Here is a 23075-nt window from a genome sequence, read left to right on the forward strand (position 1 = left end):
GCGAAGGCGGGGCTCAGAAGGGGCGCTTGCCCGTCACCACCTCGAACCACAGCCGGAAATCGCCGGCCAGGCTGTAGAGCGGGTACTTGAACGTGGCCGGCCGGTTCTTCTCGAACACGAAGTGCCCGACCCAGGCGAAGCCGTAGCCGACGAAGGGCGCGGCGACGAAGAACCGCCAGTCGAGCAGGACGCCGCAGACCAGGGCCGCGATGACCAGGGTCGTGCCGACCACGTGCAGCCGCCGGCTGGTCCGGTTGACGTGTTCGGTCAGGTAGAACGGGTAGAAGGCCGCGAAGGTGCGGTAGCGTTCCCCCGCCTTGGCCGGATGATCATGCGCCGTCATGGCGCCGATGATCCGCCCGACCGGGTTTGGTTGCAAGGGGCGGCGCAAGCTTGGCATAGGCCGTTTGGCCTATCGCGTCGCGCGGAGGATCGGCCGCCTAATGCCCCCTATCAACCAGCCGGGGGGCCGGACCATGATCCACATCGTCACCTCGCAGAACCGACACCTCTACGGCCCGCAGCTGTGGGCCATGCACGAACAGCGGCGCGAGCAGTGCGTCGAGAAGAACGGCTGGGTCGACCTGGTCGTCCTGGAAGGCGGGGAGGTCGACGACTACGACGACGCCCAGGCCATCTACCTGCTGGGCTTCKACGCGGCCATGCGGCTGGAGGTGGGCCTGCGCCTGCATCCCACCGAAGAGCGCTGCATGCTGGCCGACAAGTTCCCCCACCTGATCGCGCCGGACGAGACGCCGAAGAAGGGACCGGCGGTGTGGGAAGCCACGCGGCTGTTCACCACCGAGGCCTATCGCGCCCGCAAGGGCCCGAACCGGGGCCTGCGGGTGTTCGAGGTCTGGGCCGCGGCCATGGAATTGGCCCTGGTCAACGGCGTCGAGCGCTTCGTCGGCATGATCGACATGGCGCTGTATCCCGGGATCCTGAACTCGCCGATCGACACGCGGCTGGTCGGCCTGCCCCGGCCCTACGCGTTCGGCGTGGTGGCCGGTTCCGAGATCGCCCTTTCCGACGCCCTGCTGGACCGGGTGCGCGAGGCGATCGGGGTCGACGGCCCGGTGGGCTACCATGTCGACGAGCTGGACCTGCGCGCGTTCGGCGGCCTGGCGGCCGTCCAGCACCAGGTGATCCGCGCCCAGACCCCGCAGTTCGACCCGGGCTCGCCCCGCGACGAGGCGCTGGCGGCCGAGACCCTGTATCGGCTCAACGACACCAGCCTCCAGGCCCGCCGAATCTGGGCCGAACGCGACGCTGCTCCGCCCGCGGAACGACTCAACGCCTAGCCCCTGCTGCGGCGCCGAAACAATTTTGCCTGGAAATCGCCTCGATCTAGGCGTGTACGTCCGTGCGTTAGCGTCAGCTTGGGGTTAATTAGCTAAACCTCAGCGACCTAACGCCGCGCCTTGCCGCACCGCCGTTCCATGAACGTGTTGGACGTGGCATGGTGCACGGACAACCTTTGGAGGCGAAACTTGAGCGAAGAAACCGAGGGCCGACGCCCGAATCCCGTCGATCTGCACGTTGGCGGCCGCGTCCGGATGCGTCGCAAGCTTTTGGGCGTCAGCCAGGAACAACTGGCCGACTCGCTGGGCCTGACCTTCCAGCAGGTGCAGAAGTACGAGCGCGGCGCCAACCGCGTCAGCGCCTCCAAGCTGTATGAGATCGCCAAGACCCTGCAGGTCCCGGTGTCGTTCTTCTTCGACGGCCTGGCCGACCCGATGGACGGTTCGGACGGCGACGAGATCGGTCAACAGGCCGAGCGCATCGTCCAGGAATTCCTGACCACCCCCGAGGGTCTGGAACTGGCCGAGGTGTTCCCGAAGATCGGCCGCGGCCGCGTGCGCCGTCAGGTCCTGGACCTGGTCCGCGCCATGGCCGAGGAAGCCGCCCGCGCCGAGAACGCCGCCGCCTAAGCGTCGGTAACGACGAAGTAGCCTGTTCGGGCCCCGGCTCCCCCGCCGGGGCCCGATCGCGTTTCAGGGGTCGGCTTGGGGCCTCAGCCGGCCGAGGCGCGCCGCGGGCTGGCCTGCCAGATGCGCTTGGCCGTCTGCAGCGAGGCCGGCGCCAGGCCGCGCAGATCGTGACTGCGCAGGATCTTCAGCCCGAACTCGCGGTCCTTCTGCCAGACCACCTTCACCTCGTGGGCGTAGCCCGACACCAGGTCGACCAGCTGGACGCTGGACGGCGGTATGGCGCTGGACAGCATCTGGATGCGCAGGCCCGTGTCCGACTGATCGCGCACGACGCAGTCCCACGCGAAGGCGCCGCACAGCACCTTGGCGGGGGTTTGCATCGCAGTGCGGGGACCGGCGCGGCGGTCGGCCATCCCGTCGGAACCAAACTTCGACATGCCCCTAACAACGCGCGGCGCCGTTAATCGGTGGTGCAGCGGCAAGGTTTATTTCCCGCTGACCACGCCGCAACCGGCGGTTTTCCCCAGCAAAACGCCGCCCCTCGCATGCCGCCAGGGAACCCTCCGCGAACGCGGTTATTTAGCGAGTAACCCGCTTGGCGCTATGATGGGACCAGGCCGGCGCAGACCGGCCGCCCCGGGGAAACAAAAAGGACCGCCCGATGACCCACGGCGTGGCGCTGTTGGCCGACGTGAACGGCCGCGATCTGATCGTCGCCCTGGCCCGGCCGGGCGACAGCCCCGGCGAGCATCGCGTCCTGCCCGGCTCGACCCCGCTGGAGCTGGAGGCCGGCCTCAAGTCTGTCCTGGCCGAGCTGGAGCCCGACGCCCTGGTCGGCGCGGCGATCGCCGCGGCGGGCCCGGAGATCGACGGCACGGTGATCGTCACCGCCACCGGCCTGAGCCTGTCCCTGACCTGGCTGCGCAGCGTCCTGCGCACGCCCCGGGTCTATCTGGTCAACGACTTCACCGCCTGCGCCATGGGCGCGCCCAAGGTGGCCGAGGCCGACCTGACCGTGATCCATCCCGGCAAGGCCGCCCGCAACGCCGCCATCGCCGTGCTCGGCCCGAACCTCGGCCTGGGCGTGGCGGGCCTGGCCCCCCTGCGCGGCGACGGCTGGCTGGCCGTGCCCAGCGAAGGCGGCCACATGGACTTCTGCCCGGTCGAGGCGCGCGAGGCCCCGGTCTTCTCGGCCGTCCGCGCCCGCCACGGCGAGGTCTCGGCCGAGCGCCTGCTGTCCAAGGAAGGCCTCAGCGACATCCACTGCGCGCTGGTCGGCGACGGGGATCCTCTCGTCGTACCCGAAAATGACAACGTTATCATCGAGTTGGCGCGCGCCGGCGACGCCAAGGCCCGCGAGGCGATCTCGATCTTCAGCGCGCTCCTGGGCGGTTTCGCCGGCGACATGGCCCTGCTGTTCGCGGCCCGCGGCGGGGTGTTCCTGAACAGCCCCCTGCTGGAGACCATCGACAGTCTGCTGGACCGCGAAGCCTTCGCGCGCCGCTACCGGGCCAAGGGGCGGATGAGCTACTACCTGGCCGAGGTGCCGGTGTTCCGCATGCCCGGCCGCCCCGCCCTGCTGGGCCTGTCCAGCCTGTTCACCCCCAGCGACATGCGCTACGGCGCGTCGGAGGTGAAGTTCCTGGATTGCTGAGGGCAGGTCGCCCTAGGTCTCCGCTTCCGTCTTCAGGCTGGCCAGGCCGGCTTCGAAGTCCTTGCCGATMATCTTGTCCATGTCGAGCACCAGGCCCATCAGCTTGAACATGAAGGGGGAGGCGCCTTCCATCGCCCAGGTGACGCGGGTGGCGTCGCCCTCGGGGACCAGGGTGAAGATCGCCTTGTGGTGGGCTTCGAACGGCTTGGTGAAGTCCAGGCTGATGTTCAGCTCGCCGGGGGCGGCCGCCTTGACGATCTCCATCTTCCCCGCCCCGGCCTTGCCGTTGCCGGTCCAGGCGTAGGTCGCGCCCAGGCCGCTGGCCGAGCCGCCATAGGTGCGGGTCAAGGCCGGGTCGAGGTTCTCGTACGGCGACCAGGCGCGCCACTTATGGAAGTCGGCGATCAGGGCGTAGATCTTTTCCGGCGGCGCCTTGATCACGATGGAGCGGGAGACGCGAAAGGTGTTGGGTCGGGTCGTCGCGTAGGCGAGCACGGCGACGATCGCGACGACGACGACGATGGCGATGATCTTGAGCATTGGTTTCCCCTCTTTGCTGGCGGGCGGGACCTTGGCGGCCCCGCCTCATGTTCGGGCTAGGCCTTGGGCGTCGTGGCGATCGACCACGAGAAGCCGTAGGGGTCCTTGAGCTGGCCGTAGCGGTCGCCCCAGAACATCAGCTGCACCGGCAGGGACACCGTGCAGCCGGCGGCCACGGCGCGCTCGAACCACGCGTCCACGTCGTCGACCTGGAGGTGCAGGTTGAAGGCGCCCGGCTTCTCCGGCGGATAGCCGTGCTCAGGATAGAAGTCGCTGAGCATCAGGGAATTGCCGTTGATCAGCAGATGGATGTGCATCGTCCGGCCCTTTTCGTCCGGCGGGATGCTGTAGAGCTCCTCGGCGCCGAAGGCCTTGGCGTAGAACGCGGCCGCCTCGGTGGCGGTCGCGTTGCTGGGCGACAGATAGGGCACGATGCCGCCGGAAACGGGCGGCAGCTTGGGCGGCGGTTGCTGGGCGTCGGTCATGGTCGTTCCTCTCCGATCTGGGGTCAGGGCTGAAGATCGACGGCGGCCTTGAAGCTGCCGTCCATCAGGAAGGGCACGGACTCGTGCTGGTGGACGATCTTCCAGGCGCCGCTCAGTTTGCGCAGGCCCAGGGTGCAGCGGAACCAGAGGTCCGGGGTCTCGCCGCCCGTCTTGGTTCCGGTCATGTGGGCCAGGCCGTGGGCGAAGGCGACGTCGCCGGACGCGGCGATCACCAGGTCCCGGAAAGCGTAGCCGATGGGGCTGGACCAGGTGTCGAACCAGGCCGCCAGCCCCTCGCCGCCGTCGTCGGGCGCCGCCAGCGGCGGGGCCAGGGAATAGACGACCAGGCCCTTGTCCCCGCAGGCCGCGACGGCCTCGGCGTCCTTGTCGTGCAGGCCTTGCGTCCAGGCGTCGATCAGGCGGCGGATCGCGACCTCTTCGGCGGCGTCGGTCATGGCGGTCTCCGTTCGGTTCAGCCAGAGGACGAACGCCGCGTCGCCCTCCCGACACCGGCCCGGAAACTTTCTAGCCGGCGCTTTCCTTCAGCAGCCGGTCCAGGTGCAGGCGGATGTGGGCGGCCTCGGCGGCGGTGTTGGCCAAGGCGATGGCCTGGTCGAAGGCGACCTTGGCCTCGTCCCGCCGTCCCAGCTGGAACAGCAGCCCGCCCCGCAGGCCGAAGAAGTGGAAATAGCCCGACAGCTTGGGGGCCAGGGGCTCGATCATCTCCAGGGCCGCCTCGGGTCCGGCCACCTTCGACACCGCCACGGCGCGGTTCAGGGTGACCACCGGCGACGGGGCCAGCTGCTCCAGGTCGCCGTACAGCAGGTCGATCCGCGCCCAGTTGGTGTCCTCGGCCCGCTCGACCCGGTCGTGCTCGGCGGCGATGGCGGCCTGGACCAGATAGGGCCCGGGTCGGCGGTGGCGGACGGCCTTGTCGATCAGGGCCAGGCCCTCGGCGATCATCCGCTGGTTCCACAAACTCCGGTCCTGCTCCTCCAGCAACACCACCGCCCCGTCGGCGTCGAACCGGGCCGGAGCGCGGGCGTGCTGCAGCAGGAGCAGGGCGGTCAGGCCCATGATCTCCGGCTCGCCGGGGAACAGCCGCAGCAGCAGCCGCGCCAGACGGATGGCCTCGCCGCACAGCGAGCCGCGCGTCAGCAGCTCCTTGCCGCCGGCCGAATAGCCCTCGTTGAAGACCAGGTAGACCATGGCCGCCACGGTGCTCAGGCGCTGCTCGCGCTCCTCCAGGCCCGGCGCGCCGAACGGCACGTCGGCCGCCCCGATCTTGGCCTTGGCCCGGGTGATCCGCTGCTCCATCGCCGATTCGCCCACCAGGAAGGCGCGGGCGATCTGCTTGACCGACAGGCCCGAGACGATGCGCAGGGCCACGGCCACCTGCTGGGTCGCCGGCAGGTCGGGATGGCAGCAGATGAACAGCAGCCGCAGCACGTCGTCGCGATAGTGCTCGCCGTCCAGCCGGTCGACCAGGGCGGCCTCGGCGTCCTCGAGGTCCGAGATCAGCTCCTCGGCCGGCAGCGGCGCCGACTTGCTCTGCTTGCGCACCCCGTCCAGGGCGGCGTTGCGGCCGACCAGGATCAGCCAGGCCGTCGGGTCGCGCGGCGGACCGTTCTTGGGCCAGGCCTTCAGCGCCCGCAGGCAGGCGTCCTGGAAGGCCTCCTCGGCGGTGTCCAAGTCGCGGAAATAGCGCAGCAGGGCGGCCACCGCCTGGGGCCGGGCCGCCGTCAGGGCCGCGTCGATCCAGGCCGCGTCGATATTGGCGATGGTCATGCCTCAGCCCCTCGTATGGACGGCCCGCCTGGGGCGCGCCTCGCCCAGGCCGCCGGGACGATAGACGGCCAGCGGGCGGATTTCATAGGCGCCCCGGTCGGGATTGGCCACGGCCAGGTCGCGGGCCACCGCGATCGCCCCGTCCAGGTCGCCGCAATCGACCACGTAGAAGCCCAGCAACTGCTCCTTGGTCTCGGCGAACGGACCGTCGATCACCAGGTGCTCGCGCGCCTCGGCCAGCCGCCCCTTGCGCAGGGTGACGGCGGCCGTGGTCGGCAGCAGGCGGGCCACCGCGCCCAGGCGGTCCAGAGCGGCCAGGCCGGCCTCGACCGTCCCCAGCCGCGCCATGACCACGGCGTCCTCCGCCGGCGTCCAGGCCCCGACCACGTCCTCGGAATTGTAGCAAAGAATGGCATAGAGCATCGGCTGCGCACCTTGTCGTAGCCAGGACGATCAGGACCTCGGCAATCCGACAGCGCGGCCAGGAAAAATAAGGCTCCCCCGTTTCCGCCACGGTCAAGGAGCCCTATTTTCGCCCAGGCGTTCCTTGATCGTCGGACCGCCGACACAAAACCATAAATGGAAAACGGCAAAGGGGAGGAGGCGCTCGCAAGCCAGGAGCCGTACGCGTGACTTTGTGGATTTCGACGTTCATCATCGTGTTCCTGCTCGGCATGCTGGCCTGGCCGAGCCTCGCCCCCCGAATCGACTCGCTACGCCGCAAGCGGCGTGGGGTTCGGCGGCGGTATTTCCAGGATTGAGGGCTAGTCGCCTGGATGCGTCCGGCGTTGGCAGCGGACCGACCGGCATGAACGCAAAGAGCCGCTAACTTGCGATCGACCTAAATACGGCGGTCGTTGCCCAACGCTCTTCTATTAGCGCGATCTTCCGCAGGGGAGAGGAACACACCGTCAGGGCCGGGTATAGCTCCCATAGCCCGCGCCCTTTGGTCCAGGATGTCCAAACGTCTGTCGAGCTCCCGCGCAGCAACGTCGATCTCATGGTCAATGTGATTTCTGTCTCGCTGAGAGCGGGGCCGCTTGGCCCGGAAGCGAGTCTGAAACCTGCGGAACTGATTCTGTACCTCTATGATCGTATCAACCAGCGAGGGCGAAATTGTCTGAGCTGGCGAAATAGCGTCTGCAGCTCGTTGGCAAACGTCGAACTGACTGGCGAAATACTCCGAGACATGCCCGCGCGCGATGTGGAGGCCGTCCCTCTCCAGCTTGAGCACGTGCCGAGTGAACCTTACCGGCACATGGGCGAGGTTGCGCACCGCGATCATTTCATCGCGAGCCCTATCGGCGCTTACGCGCTCGTGGTGTCGCCCCGCCAACCAGGCTGTTCCGAAAATCGCGCAGACTGAACCAACCGCTTGGGCCCATCCGGAGAGATAGTCGAAATCATCGAGCCATCTCGTGAGGTCCCACCAATATCCGATGGTGCACGCCACCGCGGCTATCGCGACACCCGCGAGAGCTCCACTCCAGCCAGGAACCGTGTTCGACATTTCCGCCCTCTTCCCCTGTTCATGCTCTGGGGAGCCGCAGGATGGAGTGCACAACAGTCAAAGGCGAGATCAACTCGACGGACTATCGGCAGGATTTGACGGATAGGTCCAACGGACTCATCGGCAAACGCCGATAAAGGCAACAAAGCAACGTCCTGTAGGAAATCCGAGGTGGTGGCTGGGGGCGGGATCGAACCGCCGACCTGTGGGTTATGAATCCACCGCTCTAACCATCTGAGCTACCCAGCCGCACGAAGCGGAGGCGGGCTTATAAGCGCAAAGCGGGGGCGGCTTCAAGTCCGTCCGAGCATCAGATTTAGCACCGCGTCGAGACGTCGCTTCAGGCTTTCCGGACCGTAGTCGCCCAGGACCTTGGCGCGGGCCGCCGCCCCCAGGGCCACGGCCTTTTCCGGGGCGGCGATCAGGCCGGCCAGGGCCCCCGCCAGGGCGGCCGGGTCGCCGGGCGGGACCAGGACGCCGTCGACGCCTTCGCCGATCATCTCCACGGGCCCGGGAATCGCGCTGGCCGCCACCGGCAGGCCGGCGGCCATGGCCTCCAGCAGCACCAGCGGGAAGCCCTCCTGGTACGAGGGGAAGGCGAAGACGTCGCCGGTGGCCAGGAAGGCGGGGGCGTCGCGCCAGCCGACCAGCCGCACGCGCTCTCCCAGGCCGTGCTGGGCGATCAGCCCCTCCAGCTTGGCCCGCTCGTCGCCCTCGCCGGCGATCTCGCAGACGAAGTTCTGGTTCTGGTCGCGCAGCAGCGCCAGGGCGGCGATCAGCACGTCGAAGCCCTTCTTGGGATGCAGCCGGCCGGCGGCGACGATGCGCGGCGCGCAGATCCCGTCGCGGAAGGGCGTGGCCAGGACGGCGGGCGGCTTCACGGCGTTGGGCACGAAGTGCACGCGCTCGGCCGGCGCGCCGCGCTCGACCGCCAGCTCGGCCAGGTGCCGGCCGACGCAGACATAGTGGGTGCGCGTGGTCTCGATATCGAAGGCCGGCTTGTGCACGCAGATCGCCAGCACGGTCTTCGGCGGCGCGACCTTGGCCATCAGGCGGGCCGGACGCTGGCCGTGGCTGAGGATCAGGTCCGGCGCCGTGGCCCGGACCAGCCTGCGGGCCGCGCCCACCGTGATCGGGTCCCAGTCGGTATAGGCCGGCAGGGTCGCCAGGGGCGGAACGCGTCCGGCCTGCTGGACCGCGACCTTGCCGCCGGCCCGCACCACGCCCGTCGCCGTGCCGCCATGCGCGGCGGCGTAGGCCTCGAGGATCGGCTGGTAGTCGAGGAACACCTGCTCCAGGCCGCCCAGGCCCTTGCCCAACATGGCGTGCAGGATGGCGGTCAAGGCGGGCTCCCCAGGGACGCCAGCGGCTGGCGAGGCCGGACCTTCGTCGGGCGAAGACGGGAAGTCAACGCGCCGCCGGGATGACAGCTGTCAAACGATCTGGATGACAACGGCGCGTCACGATGACAACGTAGTCACCTGACCAATCGTCGTCCCCTCGCCCCTCTCGTCAGGACAGTTTCATGCGTCTTCGCCATCTCGCCCTCGCCGCGCTGGTCCTGTCGGCGTGCGCGCCCGCCACCACGACCCAGGCCCAGCCCAATCCGCCCGTCGAGACCGGCCCGCCCAACGCGCCGGACCAGAAGCCGGCCTTCTCGCAGCAGACCCGCGCGCCCGAGGAGAAGCTGGGCGTGGCCTATCATGTCGAGACCCTGGCCACGGGCCTGGACCACCCCTGGGGCCTGGCCTTCCTGCCCGACGGCTCCAAGCTGGTCACCGAGCGCGCCGGCCGGCTGCGCATCCTCGGGACCGACGGCAAGCTGTCGCCCGCCGTCGCGGGCCTGCCGGCGGTGTTCGCCGAGGGCCAGGGCGGCCTGTTCGACGTGGCGCTGGACCCCGACTACGCCAAGAGCGGCCTGATCTACTGGACCTATGCCGAGCCCCGCGAGGGCGGCAACGGCACCACCGCCGCGCGCGGCAAGCTGGTGCTGGGCGCGCAGCCGAAGCTGGAGGACGTCCAGGTGATCTGGCGGCAGATGCCGACCATGGATTCGCCCCTGCACTTCGGCGGCCGCCTGGCCTTCGCCCGCGACGGGGCGCTGTTCATCACCACGGGCGAGCGCTCGATCATCCCGGGCCGCATGCAGGCCCAGAAGCTGGACGCGGCCCTGGGCAAGGTGATCCGCATCCGCCCGGACGGCTCGATCCCCGCCGACAACCCCTATGTCGGCAACCCGCAGGCCAAGCCCGAGATCTGGTCCAAGGGTCACCGCAACCTGCAGGGCGCGACGATCAATCCGTGGACCGGCGAACTGTGGACCGTCGAGCACGGCGCCAAGGGCGGCGACGAGATCAACACCCCCAAGGCCGGCAAGGACTACGGCTGGCCGACCATCACCTATGGCGAGGACTATTCGGGCAAGCCGATMGGCGACGGCATCACCCAGCACGAGGGCATGGAGCAGCCGATCTACTACTGGGACCCGGTGATCGCCCCGTCGGGCATGGCCTTCTACAACGGCGGCCTGTTCCCGGCCTGGAAGGGCAGCCTGTTCGTTGGCGGGCTCAAGGGCTACCTGGTGCGGCTGACGCTGAAGGACCACCAGGTGGTCGGCGAGGAGCGCCTGCTGTCGGAGCTGAACTTCCGCATCCGCGACGTGGTCGTGGGGCCGGACGGGGCGCTGTACCTAGTGACCGACGAGGACGATGGGCGGGTGTTGAAGGTGGTTCCGAAGGGCTAGAGCGGCGAACACTTGCCCCCTACGGACCGCTTCGCGGTCGTCTTCMCCCACAGGGGGAAGATGCGCGTCCTCCGCCCCCTATGGGGGCGGACAGACGGCGAAGCCGTCAGGTGGGGGCAAGTGCGTGAGCCACCGCCCTACTTCGGCTTGCCCTTCCTCGCCTCCCAGAGCGTCGCCGCCAGCGACGGCTTGCCCTTCAGCAACGTCGCCGCCGCCATGCCGGCCAGGAACGAGGCGGTGGGATGCTCCTGCATCATCGCCAGCACGCGCTTGTCCAACGGCGGCTGGCGCGTGCGGGCCAGGTGCCGCTTGTGCAGCAGCGACCAGACCGTGACCACCACCGAGGCCGTGATCGCCACGATCGCATAGGACCAGGCCGAACCGACCCACTGGGCCAGGAAGGCGAACACCGCCATCGCTCCCGCCACCGCGGCGATCGCCGCCGCCATGATCAGACCCGCCCCCGCCATCAACCGCGAGATCAGCCTGTCGATGAAATCGTCCAGCATCGCGCCCTCCTGAAAAGCCAAGATTGCAACGCGCGAAGCGGGAGTTGGTGGCAGGACTTGAGACAGGACTGGGGTTTGGGCCCTACGCCGTCAGGCGCGCGGCGACCTCTTCGCCGATCGCCAGCGAGCTGGTCAGGCCCGGGCTCTCGATGCCGAACAGGGCCATCAGCCCGTCCAGCCCGTGGGTCTCGGCGCCGCTCAGCAGGAAGTCGGGCTGGGGCTCGTCCGGCCCGTGGATCTTGGGCCGCACCCCGGCGTAGTCGGGGACCAGCAACTCCTCCGGCACGTCCGGCCAGAACTTGCGGATATAGGCGGCGAAGGCGGCGCGACGGCCCTCGTCGACCGAATAGTCAGGGGCCGGGACATATTCCAGGTCCGGCCCGAACACCGCCTGGCCGCCCAGGTCGTTGCGGTAGTGGGTGCCCAGGGCCCCGTGGATCGGCGGCGGATAGATCAGGCGCTGGAACGGCGCCTTGGCCGCCAGCCGGAAATAGACGCCTTTTCCGTAGTGGGCCTTGGGAATCTGGTCGGCGGGGAAGCCTTCGATCGTCGCGGCCACGGCCTGCGACGAAAGTCCCGGCGCGGTGACCAGCAGGCGGCAGGTCAGACTCGCCGTCTCGGCCCCGCCGATCCGCACCGTGAAGCCGCCGCCGGCCAGGGGCGTCGCGCCCTCGAACGGCGTGTTGACCACCACCGCCCCGCCGGCCGCCTCGATCTCGCCCTGCAGGGCCAGCATGTAGTCGTGGCTGGCGAAGACGCCGCTCTCGGGCGACAGCAGGGCGGTGTGGGCGTTGAGGCCGGGCTCCAGCGCCCGCGCCTGGGCGCCGGTCAGGTGCTCCATGCCCTCGACGTCGTTGTCGAGCGCCTGCTGGAAGATCGCCTCCAGCTGGGGGATCTCGCCCTCGTTGGTGGCCACCACCAGCTTGCCGCACTTCTTGTAGTCGATGTGATGCCTGTCGAGGAACGCGTAGAGCAACCGCCGCCCCTGGACGCAGAACCGCGCCTTCAGCGAGCCGGTCGGATAGTAGAGCCCGCCGTGGATCACCTCGGAATTGCGCGACGACACGCCCTGGCCGATGTGCCCCTCGGCTTCCAGCACCGCCACGACCAGGCCCCGTTGGGACAGGGCGTAGCCGCAGGCCAGGCCCACGGCGCCGGCGCCGACCACGACGGCGTCGAAATCGAACTCTTGGGTCATTCCGAGATCACCAGCCGCCGCTTCACTCGCGCGATGCGTCCAAGCGCTGCTTCAGCCCCGCGCGGAGTTCGGCGAAGAAGCCCTCGGCCTCGACGCCCCCTCGCGGGTCGCCCTCGGCCTCCAGCCTCGTCACCAAGGCTTCCAGTTTGTCGTCGCCGCCCATGATCTCGACGGCCCGCCGGTAGTTCAGATCGGCCAGCTCGGCCGCCACCGCCTCGTCCAGCGACGCGAACTCGCCCCGCGCCACGCGCTCGCCGAGATCGAAGGCGTCCTCGGGCCTGAGCGTCACCATGACGGGCTTGGATGAAGCCGGCTTGTTCATGCGGTCAGCCTAGCACGGCCGCCGCGACGCGCCAGAGGCGGCGGCCGCCCCCGCCTCGACCTTCATTGCCCTTTTTCGAGAGCTGTGAAACCCTTGCTCGACAAGGTTGAGGGCGCGCCGTCGTCACGCGTCGGCGCCTCAGGGAAGGGCCATCATGAACTTCGGCGCAGCGCTCGACGTCGCGGTCGGACTGATCTTCGTCTATCTGCTGGTCAGCCTGTTCGTCACGGCGCTCAACGAATACATCTCCAGCTTCCTCAACAAACGCAGCGAGTACCTGCTGTCGCGGGTGCAGAGCCTGCTGGGCGGCGACGGCTCGGAGAAGAAGACCGGCGAGTGGTCGCCCGAGATGTGCTCGGTATGGAACCACCCGCTGATCAGCGCCCTCAAGTCGCACCAGACCGCCGAGGACCACTGCACCAAGCGCGGGGCGTTGCTGAAGAACGCGCCGTCCTACATCCCCGGCAAGACCTTCGCCGTGGCCCTGACCGAGACGCTGAAGCCGTCGGACACCGCCCATCTCAGCTTCACCCAGCTGAAGACCGCCGTCGCCGGCATCGAGAACAACGACGCCCTCAAGAACGCCCTGCTGCCGATGCTCGACGAGGCCGAGGGCAAGGTCGAGAAGTTCCAGACCAACGTGGCCACCTGGTTCGACGGGGCCATGGACCGCACCAGCGGCGCCTATAAGCGCTGGATCCATCGCCTGACGTTCTGGGCGGGATTCGCGGTGGCCATCGCCTTCAACGTCAATTCGCTGCAGCTGATCGACAACCTGTGGCGCGACCCCGTGGCCAGGGCCGGGCTGGTGGCCCAGGCCTCGCAGTCGGCCAAGGACGCCGAGACCGCCCAGGCCTTGCAGAACAGGCTGGCGGCGCAACAGGCCGAGGCGGCGCCGGGCGCGTCGGACCCGGGCGCCGACGCCTCCGCTGTCGATCCCACCGCCGATCCCGCCTCCGGCGCCGCGGCCGAATGCGCCTGCGACAAGGATCAGAGCGCCGCCGACATCGGCCAGAAGCTGGCCCTGCCGATCGGCTGGACCCACGAGGCGATCTGCGACCTCTGGACCGACCCCCGCGCCAGGCCCACGCCCGGCCAGCTGCAACAGCGGCCGCAGGACTGGAGCAAGAGCTGCAAGGCGCTCAAGCGCGACAGCTGGGGCGTCACGGTGAAGATCTTCCTCAGCCTGCTGGGCCTGGCGATCACCGGCCTGGCCGTCTCGCTGGGCTCGCCGTTCTGGTTCGGCACCCTGCAGTCGGTGACCAACATCCGCGCCACCGGCATCAAGCCGGACCGCGCGGACGGAACGGCGCAGAAGTAGCCGTTTCTCTTTTCGCTCGTCATCCCGGGCCTTGTGCCCGGGACCCCTGGTTCAGCTCGCACGTGAGGCGCAAGCGAACCGCCAGCGGTTCGCCCCTCCCGCACCTGCGGCGGACAGAGGGGTCCCGGGCACAAGGCCCGGGATGACGACTGGAAGGAAGGCGCGAGGCCGGTGTCCCCCTACCCCTCCCACTGGCTCCACAGCGTCGCCGCTTCGGCCTTGGCCTTGACCACCGAGGCGTCCTTGACGTGGCCGTAGCCGCGGATGTCCTGCGGGACCGCCGCGATGCGGGCCGCCAGGGGCAGGCGCTCGGCGGTCAGGCCGCCGGCCAGGCGATCGAGGGTCACCTCGTAGTCGGCGATCAGGCCGCGCTCCATGCGGCGCTCCTCGGTGGCGCCGAACACGTCCAGCGGACCGCCGCGCAGGCCCTTCATCTTCGCCATGATCGGGAAGGCGTAGTCCAGCATCCAGCCGCCGAAGGCCATCTTGCGCGGCGTGCCGTCCTTGTTCTTGGCGCCGATGATCGGCGGGGCCAGCCAGACCTTAGCCTTGCCGCCCTTGAAGGTCCCGGCCAGCTCGGCCTTGAAGCGGCCGTCGGTATAGAGGCGGGCGACCTMGTACTCGTCCTTGTAGGCCATCAGCTTGTAGAGGTTCACGGCCGCCGCGCGGGTCAGGGCCTCGCCGCCGCCGTTCGCCGCTTCCGCCGCCGCGACCTTCTCGATCTTGGCCAGGTAGCGCTTGGCGTAGGCCTCGTTTTGATAGGCCGTCAGATCGGCCGCCCGCTTGGCGATCAGTTCGTCCAGCGGCATCGTCTCCGGCGTCGGCACGTCGGCGTCGCGCGGCCCCATCGATGACGGATCGTGAGCGACCTTCCGGCCCAGTTCGAAGGCGGCGAGGTTGGCGTCGTAGTCCACGCCGTTCAGCTTGATGGCGCGGTAGATGGCGCGGCTGGAGACCGGGATCACCCCGTGCTGCCAGGCGAAGCCGACCATGATCATGTTGGCGAAGATGGCGTCGCCGAACTGGGTCTCGGCCAGGTGCTGGGCCGGGCAGGCGTCGAAGGCCTTGGTCGCGCCCTTGATCCGCCGGGCCATGGCCCCGCTGTCGAAGCGGATGTCGCGGCTGGTGACGAAGTCGGCCGTGKGGGCGAAGTCGCTGTTGCCGAAGGCGGCGGTGCGGTCCTTGGCGTAGAGCGACAGGCCTTCCGGGGAGGCGGCCACCAGCATGTCGCAGGCGATCAGCACGTCGGCGCTGGCGGCGGGCACGCGGCCGCCGACCACCGTCTCCTCGGTCTCGCCGATCTTGACGTGGCTGAACACCGAGCCGCCCTTCTGGGCCAGGCCGGTCATGTCGACCACGCTGCCGGCCCGACCGTCCACGTGGGCGGCCATGGCCAGGATCGAGGCCACGGTCGTCACGCCCGTGCCGCCCACGCCCGTGAAGATGATCCGGCGCACGCCGTGGAAGTCGTCGAACACCGGCAGGGGCGTGGAATCGGCCGTCAGGGCCGGGGCCTTCTTGGCCTGGGCGCCCTCGGCCCCTTCCAGGGTGATGAACGACGGGCAGAAGCCGTCGACGCAGCTGTAGTCCTGATTGCAGGTCGACTGGTTGATCTTGCGCTTGCGGCCGAACTCGGTGTTCAGCGGCTCCACCGACACGCAGTTGGACTTGATCGAGCAGTCGCCGCAGCCCTCGCAGACCAGCGGGTTGATGAACACCCGCTTAGTGGCCTTGGCCATGGTCCCGCGCTTGCGGCGGCGGCGCTTCTCGGTGGCGCAGGTCTGGTCGTACAGGAGCACCGTCGTGCCGGCCGTGTCGCGCAGCATCTTCTGCACGGTCATCAGTTCGGACCGCGGGAAGACCTCGACGCCGGGGGCCAGGTCGGTGACGCCCTGGTAGCGCTCCAGCTCGTCGACCACGATCACCGTCCTGGCCACGCCTTCGCTGGCCAGCTGGCGGGTGATCTGGGCGGGGGTGAAGCCGCTCTCGGCGCGCTGGCCGCCGGTCATGGCCACGGCGTCGTTGAACAGCAGCTTGTAGGTGATGTTGGCCCCGGCCGCGATCGCCGCTCGGATCGCCAGCGAGCCGGAGTGGTTGTAGGTGCCGTCGCCCAGGTTCTGGAAGACGTGCTTCTCGGTGGTGAACGGCGCGGCGCCCACCCAGGTCAGACCCTCGCCGCCCATGTGGGTGTTCAGGTCGGTCATCGGGTCGTTGAACCCGGCCATGTAGTGGCAGCCGATGCCGGCCAGGGCGCGGCTGCCCTCGGGCAGCTTGGTCGAGGTGTTGTGCGGGCAGCCCGAGCAGAAGAACGGCTTGCGGGCCTGGTCGGCGGCCAGGCTGACGGCGGCGACGCCGGCGGCCGAGACGCGGTTCAGATAGGCCTGGGCCCGCTCCATGTGCGGGCCGTCCGGCAGGCGGTCGTAGATGGCCAGGGCGATCTCGGCCACCGACAGCGAGCCCAGCTCCGACAGCAGCGGCGCGCCCTTTTCGTCGACCTTGCCGATGATGCGGGGGCGGGCCTGGGCGGGCAGGTCGTAGAGCGCGGCGCGCGCCTGGGGCTCGATCAGGCCGCGCTTGTGCTCGATGACCATCAGGGTCTCGAGGCCGGCGGCGAAGGCGCGCAGGCCCAGCGGCTCGAGAGGCCACGGCATGCCGACCTTGTAGATCGACACGCCCAGGTCCGAGGCCTCCTCCAGGGTCATGCCCATGGCGGTGAAGGCTTCCAGCACGTCCTTGTAGGCCTGGCCCTGGCAGACGATGCCCAGCCGCGCCTTGCCGACGCGCACGTGGTGGGCGCCCAGCACCACCCGGTCTACGCCGTTGGCGCGGGCGAAGGCCAGGGCGGCGGGGATCTTGTGCAGGCGGAGCCGGCGCTCCTTCTCCATCGGCTGATCCTTCAGCCGGATGCCCAGGCCGCCGGGCGGCATGGGGAATTCGGGGACCACCAGCTTGTGGCGGTCCAGCGAGACGTCGATGGTCACGCCCGAGTCCATGGTGTCGGCCAGGGCGATCATGCCCGTCCACAGGCCCGAGAACCGCGACATCGAAATGCCCAGCAGGCCGTAGTCGAGCACCTCCTGCACGTCGGCCGGCGACAGCACCGGCATCTCGAAGTCCTGGAAGGCGAACTCCGACTGCGACGGCAGGGTCGAGCTCTTGCAGCCGTGGTCGTCGCCGGCCACGGCCAGCACGCCGCCCGTCGGGAAGCTGCCGGCGAAATTGGCGTGCTTGAACACGTCGCCGGTGCGGTCCACGCCCGGGGCCTTGCCGTACCACATGCCGAAGACGCCGTCGTGAGTCGCGCCCGGGAACAGGTTGGCCTGCTGGCTGCCCCAGACGGCGGTGGCGGCCAGGTCCTCGTTCAGGCCTTCCTTGAAGACCACGTCGTGGGCGGTGAGCAGCTTGGACATCCGCGCCGCCTGCTGGTCCAGCCCGCCCAGGGGCGAGCCGCGATAGCCGGAAAGGAAGCCCGCGGTGTTCAGCCCGGCCCGGGTGTCCAGGCGCTTTCGGTCGAGGAGGACCCGGATGAGCGCCTGCACGCCGGTGATGAACGCACGACCATCTTCGAGCAGATATTTGTCGTCGAGCGTGATTTCCGAGTGCCGCATAGCAAAAATTTTCCTCCGGGGTCTTCCTGCCCGCTCAGCAATATCTTATAGAAGCGGGGAAATTGTTTGCCCAAGGTTTGCCCGACTCAAGGCCGCTTTGCGCAAGATCAACGCGTCAATCACCCTCTGGGGGGAGGAATTCTTGTCCGAACAACTCGACGCCGTGGATGCCAAGATCCTCGATCTCATCCAACACGACGCCGGTCTGTCCGTTGCGGAGATCGCTGAACGAGTCGGCCTGTCGTCCAGCCCGTGCTGGCGGCGCATCAAAAGGCTGGAGGACGCGGGCGTCATCCAGCGCCGCGTGACCATCCTGGACCGCGAGAAGCTGGGCCTGGGCTTCGAGGTCTATTGCACCGCCAAGCTGTCGCTGCCGACCAAGGAAAACCTTGAGGTCTTCGAGCAGGCCGTGGGCAAGTGGGCAGAGGTTGTGCAGTGCGCCACCGTGACCGGCGCGGCCGACTACGAGCTGCGCATCGTCACCCGCGACATGCGCGCCTTCGATGAATTCCTGCGCGACAAGCTGCTGTCGCTGGGCCTGGTGTCGAACATCGAGAGCCGGATCGTCATCCGCGGGGTCAAGAACTCCACGGCCGTGCCGCTGGGTCTGGTCAGTCCGTATGTGAGCCCGCTKAGCTGACATCGGTGAACGAGGAGGACCTTCGGGAAATCCGACGGCAAGTCACAGCTTTCCTCAACGGCGAGGCGCGACCGGTCGAAACGGCGGTCGCGCTCTTTGGCTATCACGACGATTCCATCGAGCCCGCGGCGTTGCGCGACGCGCTGCTGGCCTTCGTCGCCGTCGCGAGCGAGACGGACGCCATCCCCCTCGGCGACCGACGCGCGCTTTGGCATCCGGACGTGCGCGAGGCGGAAGACCGCAAGCATGATGCGGCCCAGGCCTGGGCCCATCCGATCGTTGAACAAGCGTGCCTCCAGATCGTCGCGGCGACCGAGGCCGAGGCCTCCCTCTAAGATTCCGCCTTCTTACGGCGCCGCGCCCCACCGAAAGGTCGAGCGCGGCGTTTTTCGTTTCGGCCTGGTCCAAGCGAATTAGCATTGACTAATGCATTAGCCTTTACTAATTGATCAGCCATGATCGAAGCCGCCCCCATCGACAGCGTCATGCGCGCCCTGGCCGACCCCACGCGGCGGGCGGTCTTCGAGCGCATCGCGCGGTCCGACGAGATCACCGTGGCCGAACTGACCCGGCATGCCGGCGTCAGCCAGGGCGCGGTGTCCCAGCACCTGAAGTCGCTGAAGACCGCCGGCCTGGTCGCCGACCGATCCGAGGGCCGCAACGTCTTCTACCGCGCCCAGCCCGAGGGCCTGACGCCCTTGGTCGACTGGATGTCCCACTACGGCGTGTTCTGGCGCGACCGGTTCGCCGACCTGCGCAACCTTCTCCAGGAGATCGACCCATGAGCGATGCGGCCCTCCAGACCCGGCCTGACACCCACGAGATCGTCGTCGACGAGGTCTTCCCGCACGCGCCCTCCACCGTCTGGAAGGCCCTGACCAACGGCGCCCTGATGGCCCGATGGCTGATGGCGCCGACCGGGTTCGAGCCCGTCGAGGGGTGTCGCTTCACCTTCCAGACCACGCCGGGCGGGTCCTGGGACGGGGTGATCCACTGCCAGGTGCTGGAGGCGGTCGAGAACCGGCGCCTGGTCTATGGCTGGAAGGGCGGCCACGCGGCCAACACCGGCTACGGCGCGCCGCTGGAGACCGTGGTCACCTGGACCCTGACGGCCAGCGAGGCCGGCACGCGCGTGCGTCTGGTCCATTCCGGCTTCGTCCTTCCGCGCAACCAGAGCGCCTTCGACGGCATGAGCAAGGGCTGGCAGGTGGTGATGGAGCGCCTGGAGACCTGCACGGCCGAACAGGACGAGACCCAGCACTAGGGTCGCCCTCCCCTACCCCAATCCGACAACCAGGAGACTTCGATGAGCGACCCCTTCACGGGCGGCTGCGCGTGCGGCGCCGTGCGCTATTCCATCGTCGGCGAGCCGATGGTGCAGGCCGACTGCCAGTGCCGCACCTGCCAGCGCGTCAGCGGCACGGGCCACGGCTCGTACCTGACCTTCAAGGACGCGACCGTCACCCTGCAGGGCGAGGCCCGGCGCTGGGAGGCCGTGGGCGACCTGGGCACGGTGAAGGCCCACGCCTTCTGCCCCGCTTGCGGATCCCCGGTCTATCTGGCCTTCCCGGCCATGGCCGACCTGTTCACGATCCACGCCGCCAGCCTGGACGATCCTGAGCGCTACGCCCCGGCCATGACCTTCTTCACCGCCAGCGGCTTTGCCTGGGATCCGGTGCCGTCCGGCCACCAGGCCTTCGAGGGCATGCCGACGGGCTAGGCGGCGAGCGCCGCGACTCCCCCGTTTTCTTCTAGAGGCAAGCGCCTCTTCCCTTCTACAGTAAGGGCTCCATCGCTTCGGAGCCTTCCCATGATCGACCTCGTCATCGACCAGCGCCGCAAGGACCTCGGCGGCTTCGAGGTCGGGCGCGTGCTGCCGTTCCACAGCCGTCGGATGGTGGGGCCCTTCACCTTCTTCGACCACATGGGGCCGGTCGAGTTCGAGCCGGGCTTCCCGCGCAATGTCGACGTGCGCCCGCACCCGCACATCGGGCTGTCGACCCTGACCTACCTGTTCGAGGGCGAGATCACCCACAAGGACAGCGTCGGCTCCGACATCGCCATCCGTCCGGGCGAGGTCAACTGGATGACGGCCGGCAGCGGCATCACCCACTCCGAGCGCTTCGAGACCCTGCGCGAGTTCGGCGGCCCGATGCACGGCATCCAGGCCTGGGTGGCCCTGCCCGACGGCCAGGAGGAGATCGCTCCCCGCTTCTCGCACCACCCGCGCGACGAGATGCCGGTCTATGAGGAGGGCGGCCTGAAGGCCGCCCTGGTGGCGGGCAAGGCGTTCGGCGTCGAGGCCAAGGTGCCGGTGTTCTCGCCGCTGTTCTACGTGCATTGGGAGCTGGCCGCCGGCGCCAAGGCCGGACTGCCGGCCGAGTATCCCGAGCGCGCCGCCTATGTGGCCACGGGCAAGGTCGAGGCCGCCGGCCAGGTGCTGCACGCCGGCCAGATGGCGGTGTTCAAGCCGGGCGAGACGATCACCTTCGAGGCCCTGGAGCCCTCGACCGTCATGCTGCTGGGCGGCGAGCCGGTGGGGCCGCGCTTCATCGAGTGGAACYTCGTCTCCTCGTCCAGGGAGCGGATCGAGCAGGCCAAGGCCGACTGGAAGGCCCAGCGCATGAAGCTGCCCGACCTGGACGACCAGGAATTCACGCCCCTGCCCGAGCCGCCGCCCCCGCCGCCGCYGATGTCCTAGGCGGTATCGACAGCGCCGCTCGCGGCCTGCTACGCATGCGAACGATTGTTTGAAAGACTGCTCGCATGCCCAGCTTCACCAGCTTTGACGGCCTGACCATCGCCTATCAGGTCTATGGCGAAGACGAGACGCGGCCGCCGGTGCTGCTGCATCACGGCTTCGGCGCGAGCGGCATGATCAACTGGAAGGCGCCGGGCGTCATCAGCAGGCTGTACGACGCCGGCCGCAAGGTGGTGACCATCGACGCCCGCGGCCACGGCGCCTCGGACAAGCCGCACGATCCCGCCTTCTACGGCGAAGCCAGGATGGCGCGGGACGTCTCGGCCCTGATCGATGAACTGGGCGTCCCGGCCGTCGACCTGGCCGGCTATTCGATGGGCGCCATCGTCAGCCTGATCACCGCCAGCCAGGAGCCGCGCATCCGCCGGCTGGTCACCGGCGGGGTCGGCGAAGGCGTGGTGGCGACCGGCGGTGTCGACACCCGCCACGTGCCGAACCAGGCCATCGTCGAGGCCCTGCTGGCCGACGACCCGGCCACGATCTCCAACCCGGCCGCCCTGGCCTTTCGCCAGTTCGCCGACGCCTTCGCCGCCGACCGCAAGGCCCTGGCCGCCCAGGCCAGCGTGGTCCACGCCGCGCCGATCGCGCTGGACCGGATCACCGCCCCGACCCTGGTCACGGCCGGCGACGCCGACCCGCTGGCGGTGCATCCCGAACGGCTGGCGGCGGCGATCCCCGGCGCGCGTTCGCTGCTGGTGAAGGGCGACCACCGCTCGGCGGTGGCCGATCCGACGTTCGTGAAGGCGATGGTGGCGTTCTTCGCCGACTAGAGGAACGGCCTCGGCAGCCGGAGCGGCCCCGGCCCGACCTCATCGTCGGCGTCGCCCACGGCCTGGTAGTGGACGACCAGCTTGGCGCAGGCGCCCAGGACCAGGGCCTCAACGAAGGCGGTCTCCCGGCCGGTCAGGCGGACGATCTCGGCCAGGGCGTGGCCGCGCCCGGCGGCCATGTCCATCACCGCCACCTCCTGGGCCGACAGCGCCGCGCGGGCCCCGGCCAGCCGCTCCACGGCGTCCAGCCGCTGGAAGCCGTCGTCGCTGGCCAGCGCCTTGCGATAGTCGCGGCCGTAGAGGCCGGCCGCCTGGGCTTCGGCGAAACCGATGTTGGGGCCGAGGTCTTCGCGGGGGATGGGAAGGGGGTCGCTCACCGGAGGGTTCTAGGCCATCGGGCGGAGAATGGGGACCCAGGCGCTGGCTTCCGCGCCGGGAGCCGACCATCGGAACGTCAGCTAAGGGTGGTTAGCTGCCCTCGGAACCCCTCTCTCTTTGAGAGAGGGAGGGGCCCGCCGCGAAGCGGTGGGAGGGTGAGTGGTTTCACCATCGGCCGGCAAATCCCAAGACGTTCAACCTCGCTTTCGAGGTGTCAGAAAGAGCGCGCCACGCCTGCTGGTCGTGGATCTTGGCKAACAGACGAAGGCCTGCTGAAAGACTGCGCTTCATTCGGTGAGGGTGTAACCACTCACCCTCCCATGGCTTCGCMATGGGCMCCTCCCTCTCTCTAAGAGAGAGGGGTTCGGTGGACGTTCTTCAACATCCGCTCTGGGTCGAAAGCCGACCTTCTGGTCGGTGTGAGCCTTACATCTCTCGGAGGCTGCAGCGTGCCGGGCTGGGCGAAGGAACCTCGACGGGGATACAGCCCGCTCAATCCCCGCGAACGCGAAAACAAACCCCAGAGAACTCAACGCCCTGCAAGAAAAGCAGCGTCACAAGCACCGCCGCGTTCAAACCGCCCGCATACTGGTCCTCGCCCTGTCGTGGGGAGGACGTCCGGCCGGCGACCGATACGTGCGACAGGGGCGGTCGAGCGGGAAGCGCTCGTCGGTGGTCTTCAGTGACGCTTCGGGCGTCCTGGGCAGGTTTCCCTGAAACATCGGGACGAAGCCCAGGGGACGAAGGATCGGCGGACGCGGCAGGCCCGGGCTGAAATCGCCCGGGCGGTCCGGGGAGCTAGCCACTCCCCGCCCGTCGGGGGCCTCCATCGGAGCGGGTTAAAAATCCGCGATCCGAAGGCTTCCGGAAAACGATCCGCGCGGAGCGTCCAGACCCTGTCGAAACGGTACTCTGCA

At 68.9% G+C, this 23075-nt stretch carries 25 protein-coding genes and 1 tRNA gene; 12 read left to right on the top strand and 14 right to left on the bottom strand.

The window, feature by feature from the left end:
* Positions 1 to 13 precede the first annotated feature (13 nt).
* Positions 14 to 343 (bottom strand): Mpo1-like protein, encoded by a 330-nt coding sequence (locus AC1U89_RS08180; RefSeq protein ID WP_479899219.1) that lies wholly within the window; start codon positions 341 to 343, stop codon positions 14 to 16.
* 133 nt (positions 344 to 476) lie between these two features.
* On the opposite strand from AC1U89_RS08180, the gene AC1U89_RS08185 reads away from it, so the two are divergent.
* The gene (locus AC1U89_RS08185; protein WP_479899220.1) at positions 477 to 1301 is read left to right on the top strand and encodes an acyl-homoserine-lactone synthase; all 825 of its coding nucleotides are present in this window, start codon (positions 477 to 479) and stop codon (positions 1299 to 1301) included.
* Positions 1302 to 1490: 189 nt separating this feature from the next.
* Positions 1491 to 1931 carry a helix-turn-helix domain-containing protein gene (locus AC1U89_RS08190; RefSeq protein ID WP_029914447.1) on the top strand — a complete coding sequence of 147 codons (441 nt, stop codon included), beginning with the start codon at positions 1491 to 1493 and terminating at the stop codon, positions 1929 to 1931.
* Between the two features lie 83 nt (positions 1932 to 2014).
* Here the strand turns inward: AC1U89_RS08190 and AC1U89_RS08195 are convergent, their stop codons facing one another.
* Entirely contained in the window at positions 2015 to 2368 is a 354-nt protein-coding gene (locus AC1U89_RS08195; protein WP_479899221.1) for a PilZ domain-containing protein, read from the bottom strand.
* A 224-nt stretch (positions 2369 to 2592) separates the two neighbouring features.
* Between AC1U89_RS08195 and AC1U89_RS08200 the strand changes: the two genes are divergently transcribed.
* Positions 2593 to 3585 (top strand): glucokinase, encoded by a 993-nt coding sequence (locus tag AC1U89_RS08200; RefSeq protein WP_479899222.1) that lies wholly within the window; start codon positions 2593 to 2595, stop codon positions 3583 to 3585.
* Between the two features lie 12 nt (positions 3586 to 3597).
* Here AC1U89_RS08200 and AC1U89_RS08205 read toward each other — a convergent pair whose 3' ends face one another.
* From AC1U89_RS08205 to AC1U89_RS08235, 7 genes are all read right to left on the bottom strand, one after another.
* Positions 3598 to 4125 carry an SRPBCC family protein gene (locus AC1U89_RS08205; protein ID WP_479899223.1) on the bottom strand — a complete coding sequence of 176 codons (528 nt, stop codon included), beginning with the start codon at positions 4123 to 4125 and terminating at the stop codon, positions 3598 to 3600.
* A gap of 56 nt (positions 4126 to 4181) precedes the next feature.
* The gene (locus AC1U89_RS08210; protein WP_479899224.1) at positions 4182 to 4610 is read right to left on the bottom strand and encodes a VOC family protein; all 429 of its coding nucleotides are present in this window, start codon (positions 4608 to 4610) and stop codon (positions 4182 to 4184) included.
* Between the two features lie 23 nt (positions 4611 to 4633).
* Positions 4634 to 5065 carry a YybH family protein gene (locus tag AC1U89_RS08215; protein WP_479899225.1) on the bottom strand — a complete coding sequence of 144 codons (432 nt, stop codon included), beginning with the start codon at positions 5063 to 5065 and terminating at the stop codon, positions 4634 to 4636.
* Positions 5066 to 5135: 70 nt separating this feature from the next.
* Positions 5136 to 6398, bottom strand: a complete 1263-nt coding sequence (locus AC1U89_RS08220; protein ID WP_479899226.1) for an RNA polymerase sigma factor — start codon at positions 6396 to 6398, stop codon at positions 5136 to 5138.
* Between the two features lie 3 nt (positions 6399 to 6401).
* Entirely contained in the window at positions 6402 to 6821 is a 420-nt protein-coding gene (locus AC1U89_RS08225) for a YciI family protein (protein ID WP_479899227.1), read from the bottom strand.
* 1259 nt (positions 6822 to 8080) lie between these two features.
* A tRNA-Met gene (locus tag AC1U89_RS08230) sits at positions 8081 to 8157 on the bottom strand.
* A 44-nt stretch (positions 8158 to 8201) separates the two neighbouring features.
* Positions 8202 to 9251 carry a glycosyltransferase gene (locus tag AC1U89_RS08235; protein WP_479899228.1) on the bottom strand — a complete coding sequence of 350 codons (1050 nt, stop codon included), beginning with the start codon at positions 9249 to 9251 and terminating at the stop codon, positions 8202 to 8204.
* A 182-nt stretch (positions 9252 to 9433) separates the two neighbouring features.
* Between AC1U89_RS08235 and AC1U89_RS08240 the strand changes: the two genes are divergently transcribed.
* Positions 9434 to 10651, top strand: coding sequence for a PQQ-dependent sugar dehydrogenase (locus AC1U89_RS08240; protein WP_479899229.1), 1218 nt, complete (start codon positions 9434 to 9436; stop codon positions 10649 to 10651).
* Positions 10652 to 10788: 137 nt separating this feature from the next.
* On the opposite strand, the gene AC1U89_RS08245 is transcribed toward AC1U89_RS08240, so the two are convergent.
* The 3 genes from AC1U89_RS08245 to AC1U89_RS08255 form a co-directional block, all read right to left on the bottom strand.
* Positions 10789 to 11160, bottom strand: coding sequence for a hypothetical protein (locus tag AC1U89_RS08245; RefSeq protein WP_029914468.1), 372 nt, complete (start codon positions 11158 to 11160; stop codon positions 10789 to 10791).
* Between the two features lie 82 nt (positions 11161 to 11242).
* Entirely contained in the window at positions 11243 to 12358 is a 1116-nt protein-coding gene (locus AC1U89_RS08250; RefSeq protein WP_479899230.1) for an NAD(P)/FAD-dependent oxidoreductase, read from the bottom strand.
* A gap of 22 nt (positions 12359 to 12380) precedes the next feature.
* The gene (locus tag AC1U89_RS08255) at positions 12381 to 12680 is read right to left on the bottom strand and encodes a hypothetical protein (protein WP_479899231.1); all 300 of its coding nucleotides are present in this window, start codon (positions 12678 to 12680) and stop codon (positions 12381 to 12383) included.
* Positions 12681 to 12834: 154 nt separating this feature from the next.
* Between AC1U89_RS08255 and AC1U89_RS08260 the strand changes: the two genes are divergently transcribed.
* Positions 12835 to 14001, top strand: a complete 1167-nt coding sequence (locus AC1U89_RS08260) for a hypothetical protein (protein WP_479899232.1) — start codon at positions 12835 to 12837, stop codon at positions 13999 to 14001.
* Between the two features lie 179 nt (positions 14002 to 14180).
* Here AC1U89_RS08260 and AC1U89_RS08265 read toward each other — a convergent pair whose 3' ends face one another.
* On the bottom strand, positions 14181 to 17609 hold the full coding sequence (locus tag AC1U89_RS08265) for an indolepyruvate ferredoxin oxidoreductase family protein (protein ID WP_479899233.1): 3429 nt from the start codon (positions 17607 to 17609) through the stop codon (positions 14181 to 14183).
* 142 nt (positions 17610 to 17751) lie between these two features.
* Between AC1U89_RS08265 and AC1U89_RS08270 the strand changes: the two genes are divergently transcribed.
* From AC1U89_RS08270 to AC1U89_RS08300, 7 genes are all read left to right on the top strand, one after another.
* A complete protein-coding gene (locus tag AC1U89_RS08270; protein WP_029914476.1) occupies positions 17752 to 18249 on the top strand; it encodes an Lrp/AsnC family transcriptional regulator in 498 nt (165 codons plus the stop codon).
* 5 nt (positions 18250 to 18254) lie between these two features.
* Positions 18255 to 18584, top strand: coding sequence for a hypothetical protein (locus AC1U89_RS08275; RefSeq protein ID WP_479899234.1), 330 nt, complete (start codon positions 18255 to 18257; stop codon positions 18582 to 18584).
* A 120-nt stretch (positions 18585 to 18704) separates the two neighbouring features.
* Positions 18705 to 19034: an ArsR/SmtB family transcription factor gene (locus AC1U89_RS08280; RefSeq protein ID WP_479899235.1), complete on the top strand. Its 330-nt coding sequence runs from the start codon at positions 18705 to 18707 to the stop codon at positions 19032 to 19034.
* Entirely contained in the window at positions 19031 to 19513 is a 483-nt protein-coding gene (locus AC1U89_RS08285) for an SRPBCC family protein (protein ID WP_479899236.1), read from the top strand. Before AC1U89_RS08280 ends, AC1U89_RS08285 begins: the two co-directional genes overlap by 4 nt.
* A gap of 42 nt (positions 19514 to 19555) precedes the next feature.
* Entirely contained in the window at positions 19556 to 19969 is a 414-nt protein-coding gene (locus AC1U89_RS08290) for a GFA family protein (RefSeq protein WP_479899237.1), read from the top strand.
* 90 nt (positions 19970 to 20059) lie between these two features.
* The gene (locus AC1U89_RS08295; RefSeq protein WP_479899238.1) at positions 20060 to 20950 is read left to right on the top strand and encodes a pirin family protein; all 891 of its coding nucleotides are present in this window, start codon (positions 20060 to 20062) and stop codon (positions 20948 to 20950) included.
* 65 nt (positions 20951 to 21015) lie between these two features.
* Positions 21016 to 21780, top strand: coding sequence for an alpha/beta fold hydrolase (locus tag AC1U89_RS08300; RefSeq protein WP_479899239.1), 765 nt, complete (start codon positions 21016 to 21018; stop codon positions 21778 to 21780).
* Here AC1U89_RS08300 and AC1U89_RS08305 read toward each other — a convergent pair.
* The gene (locus AC1U89_RS08305) at positions 21777 to 22157 is read right to left on the bottom strand and encodes a hypothetical protein (RefSeq protein ID WP_479899240.1); all 381 of its coding nucleotides are present in this window, start codon (positions 22155 to 22157) and stop codon (positions 21777 to 21779) included. The genes AC1U89_RS08300 and AC1U89_RS08305 overlap by 4 nt on opposite strands.
* Positions 22158 to 23075: the final 918 nt, after the last annotated feature.

The sequence above is a fragment of the Caulobacter sp. 05T431 genome (assembly GCF_056665975.1).

Excerpts from the sequence above, each read along its gene's own strand:
- AC1U89_RS08180 (WP_479899219.1), bottom strand. The coding sequence starts at position 343 with ATGACGGCGCATGATCATCCGGCCAAGGCGGGGGAACGCTACCGCACC.
- AC1U89_RS08195 (WP_479899221.1), bottom strand. The coding sequence starts at position 2,368 with ATGTCGAAGTTTGGTTCCGACGGGATGGCCGACCGCCGCGCCGGTCCC.
- AC1U89_RS08200 (WP_479899222.1), top strand. The coding sequence starts at position 2,593 with ATGACCCACGGCGTGGCGCTGTTGGCCGACGTGAACGGCCGCGATCTG.
- AC1U89_RS08210 (WP_479899224.1), bottom strand. The coding sequence starts at position 4,610 with ATGACCGACGCCCAGCAACCGCCGCCCAAGCTGCCGCCCGTTTCCGGC.
- AC1U89_RS08215 (WP_479899225.1), bottom strand. The coding sequence starts at position 5,065 with ATGACCGACGCCGCCGAAGAGGTCGCGATCCGCCGCCTGATCGACGCC.
- AC1U89_RS08220 (WP_479899226.1), bottom strand. The coding sequence starts at position 6,398 with ATGACCATCGCCAATATCGACGCGGCCTGGATCGACGCGGCCCTGACG.
- AC1U89_RS08225 (WP_479899227.1), bottom strand. The coding sequence starts at position 6,821 with ATGCTCTATGCCATTCTTTGCTACAATTCCGAGGACGTGGTCGGGGCC.
- AC1U89_RS08245 (WP_029914468.1), bottom strand. The coding sequence starts at position 11,160 with ATGCTGGACGATTTCATCGACAGGCTGATCTCGCGGTTGATGGCGGGG.
- AC1U89_RS08250 (WP_479899230.1), bottom strand. The coding sequence starts at position 12,358 with ATGACCCAAGAGTTCGATTTCGACGCCGTCGTGGTCGGCGCCGGCGCC.
- AC1U89_RS08255 (WP_479899231.1), bottom strand. The coding sequence starts at position 12,680 with ATGAACAAGCCGGCTTCATCCAAGCCCGTCATGGTGACGCTCAGGCCC.
- AC1U89_RS08260 (WP_479899232.1), top strand. The coding sequence starts at position 12,835 with ATGAACTTCGGCGCAGCGCTCGACGTCGCGGTCGGACTGATCTTCGTC.
- AC1U89_RS08280 (WP_479899235.1), top strand. The coding sequence starts at position 18,705 with ATGATCGAAGCCGCCCCCATCGACAGCGTCATGCGCGCCCTGGCCGAC.
- AC1U89_RS08285 (WP_479899236.1), top strand. The coding sequence starts at position 19,031 with ATGAGCGATGCGGCCCTCCAGACCCGGCCTGACACCCACGAGATCGTC.
- AC1U89_RS08290 (WP_479899237.1), top strand. The coding sequence starts at position 19,556 with ATGAGCGACCCCTTCACGGGCGGCTGCGCGTGCGGCGCCGTGCGCTAT.
- AC1U89_RS08300 (WP_479899239.1), top strand. The coding sequence starts at position 21,016 with ATGCCCAGCTTCACCAGCTTTGACGGCCTGACCATCGCCTATCAGGTC.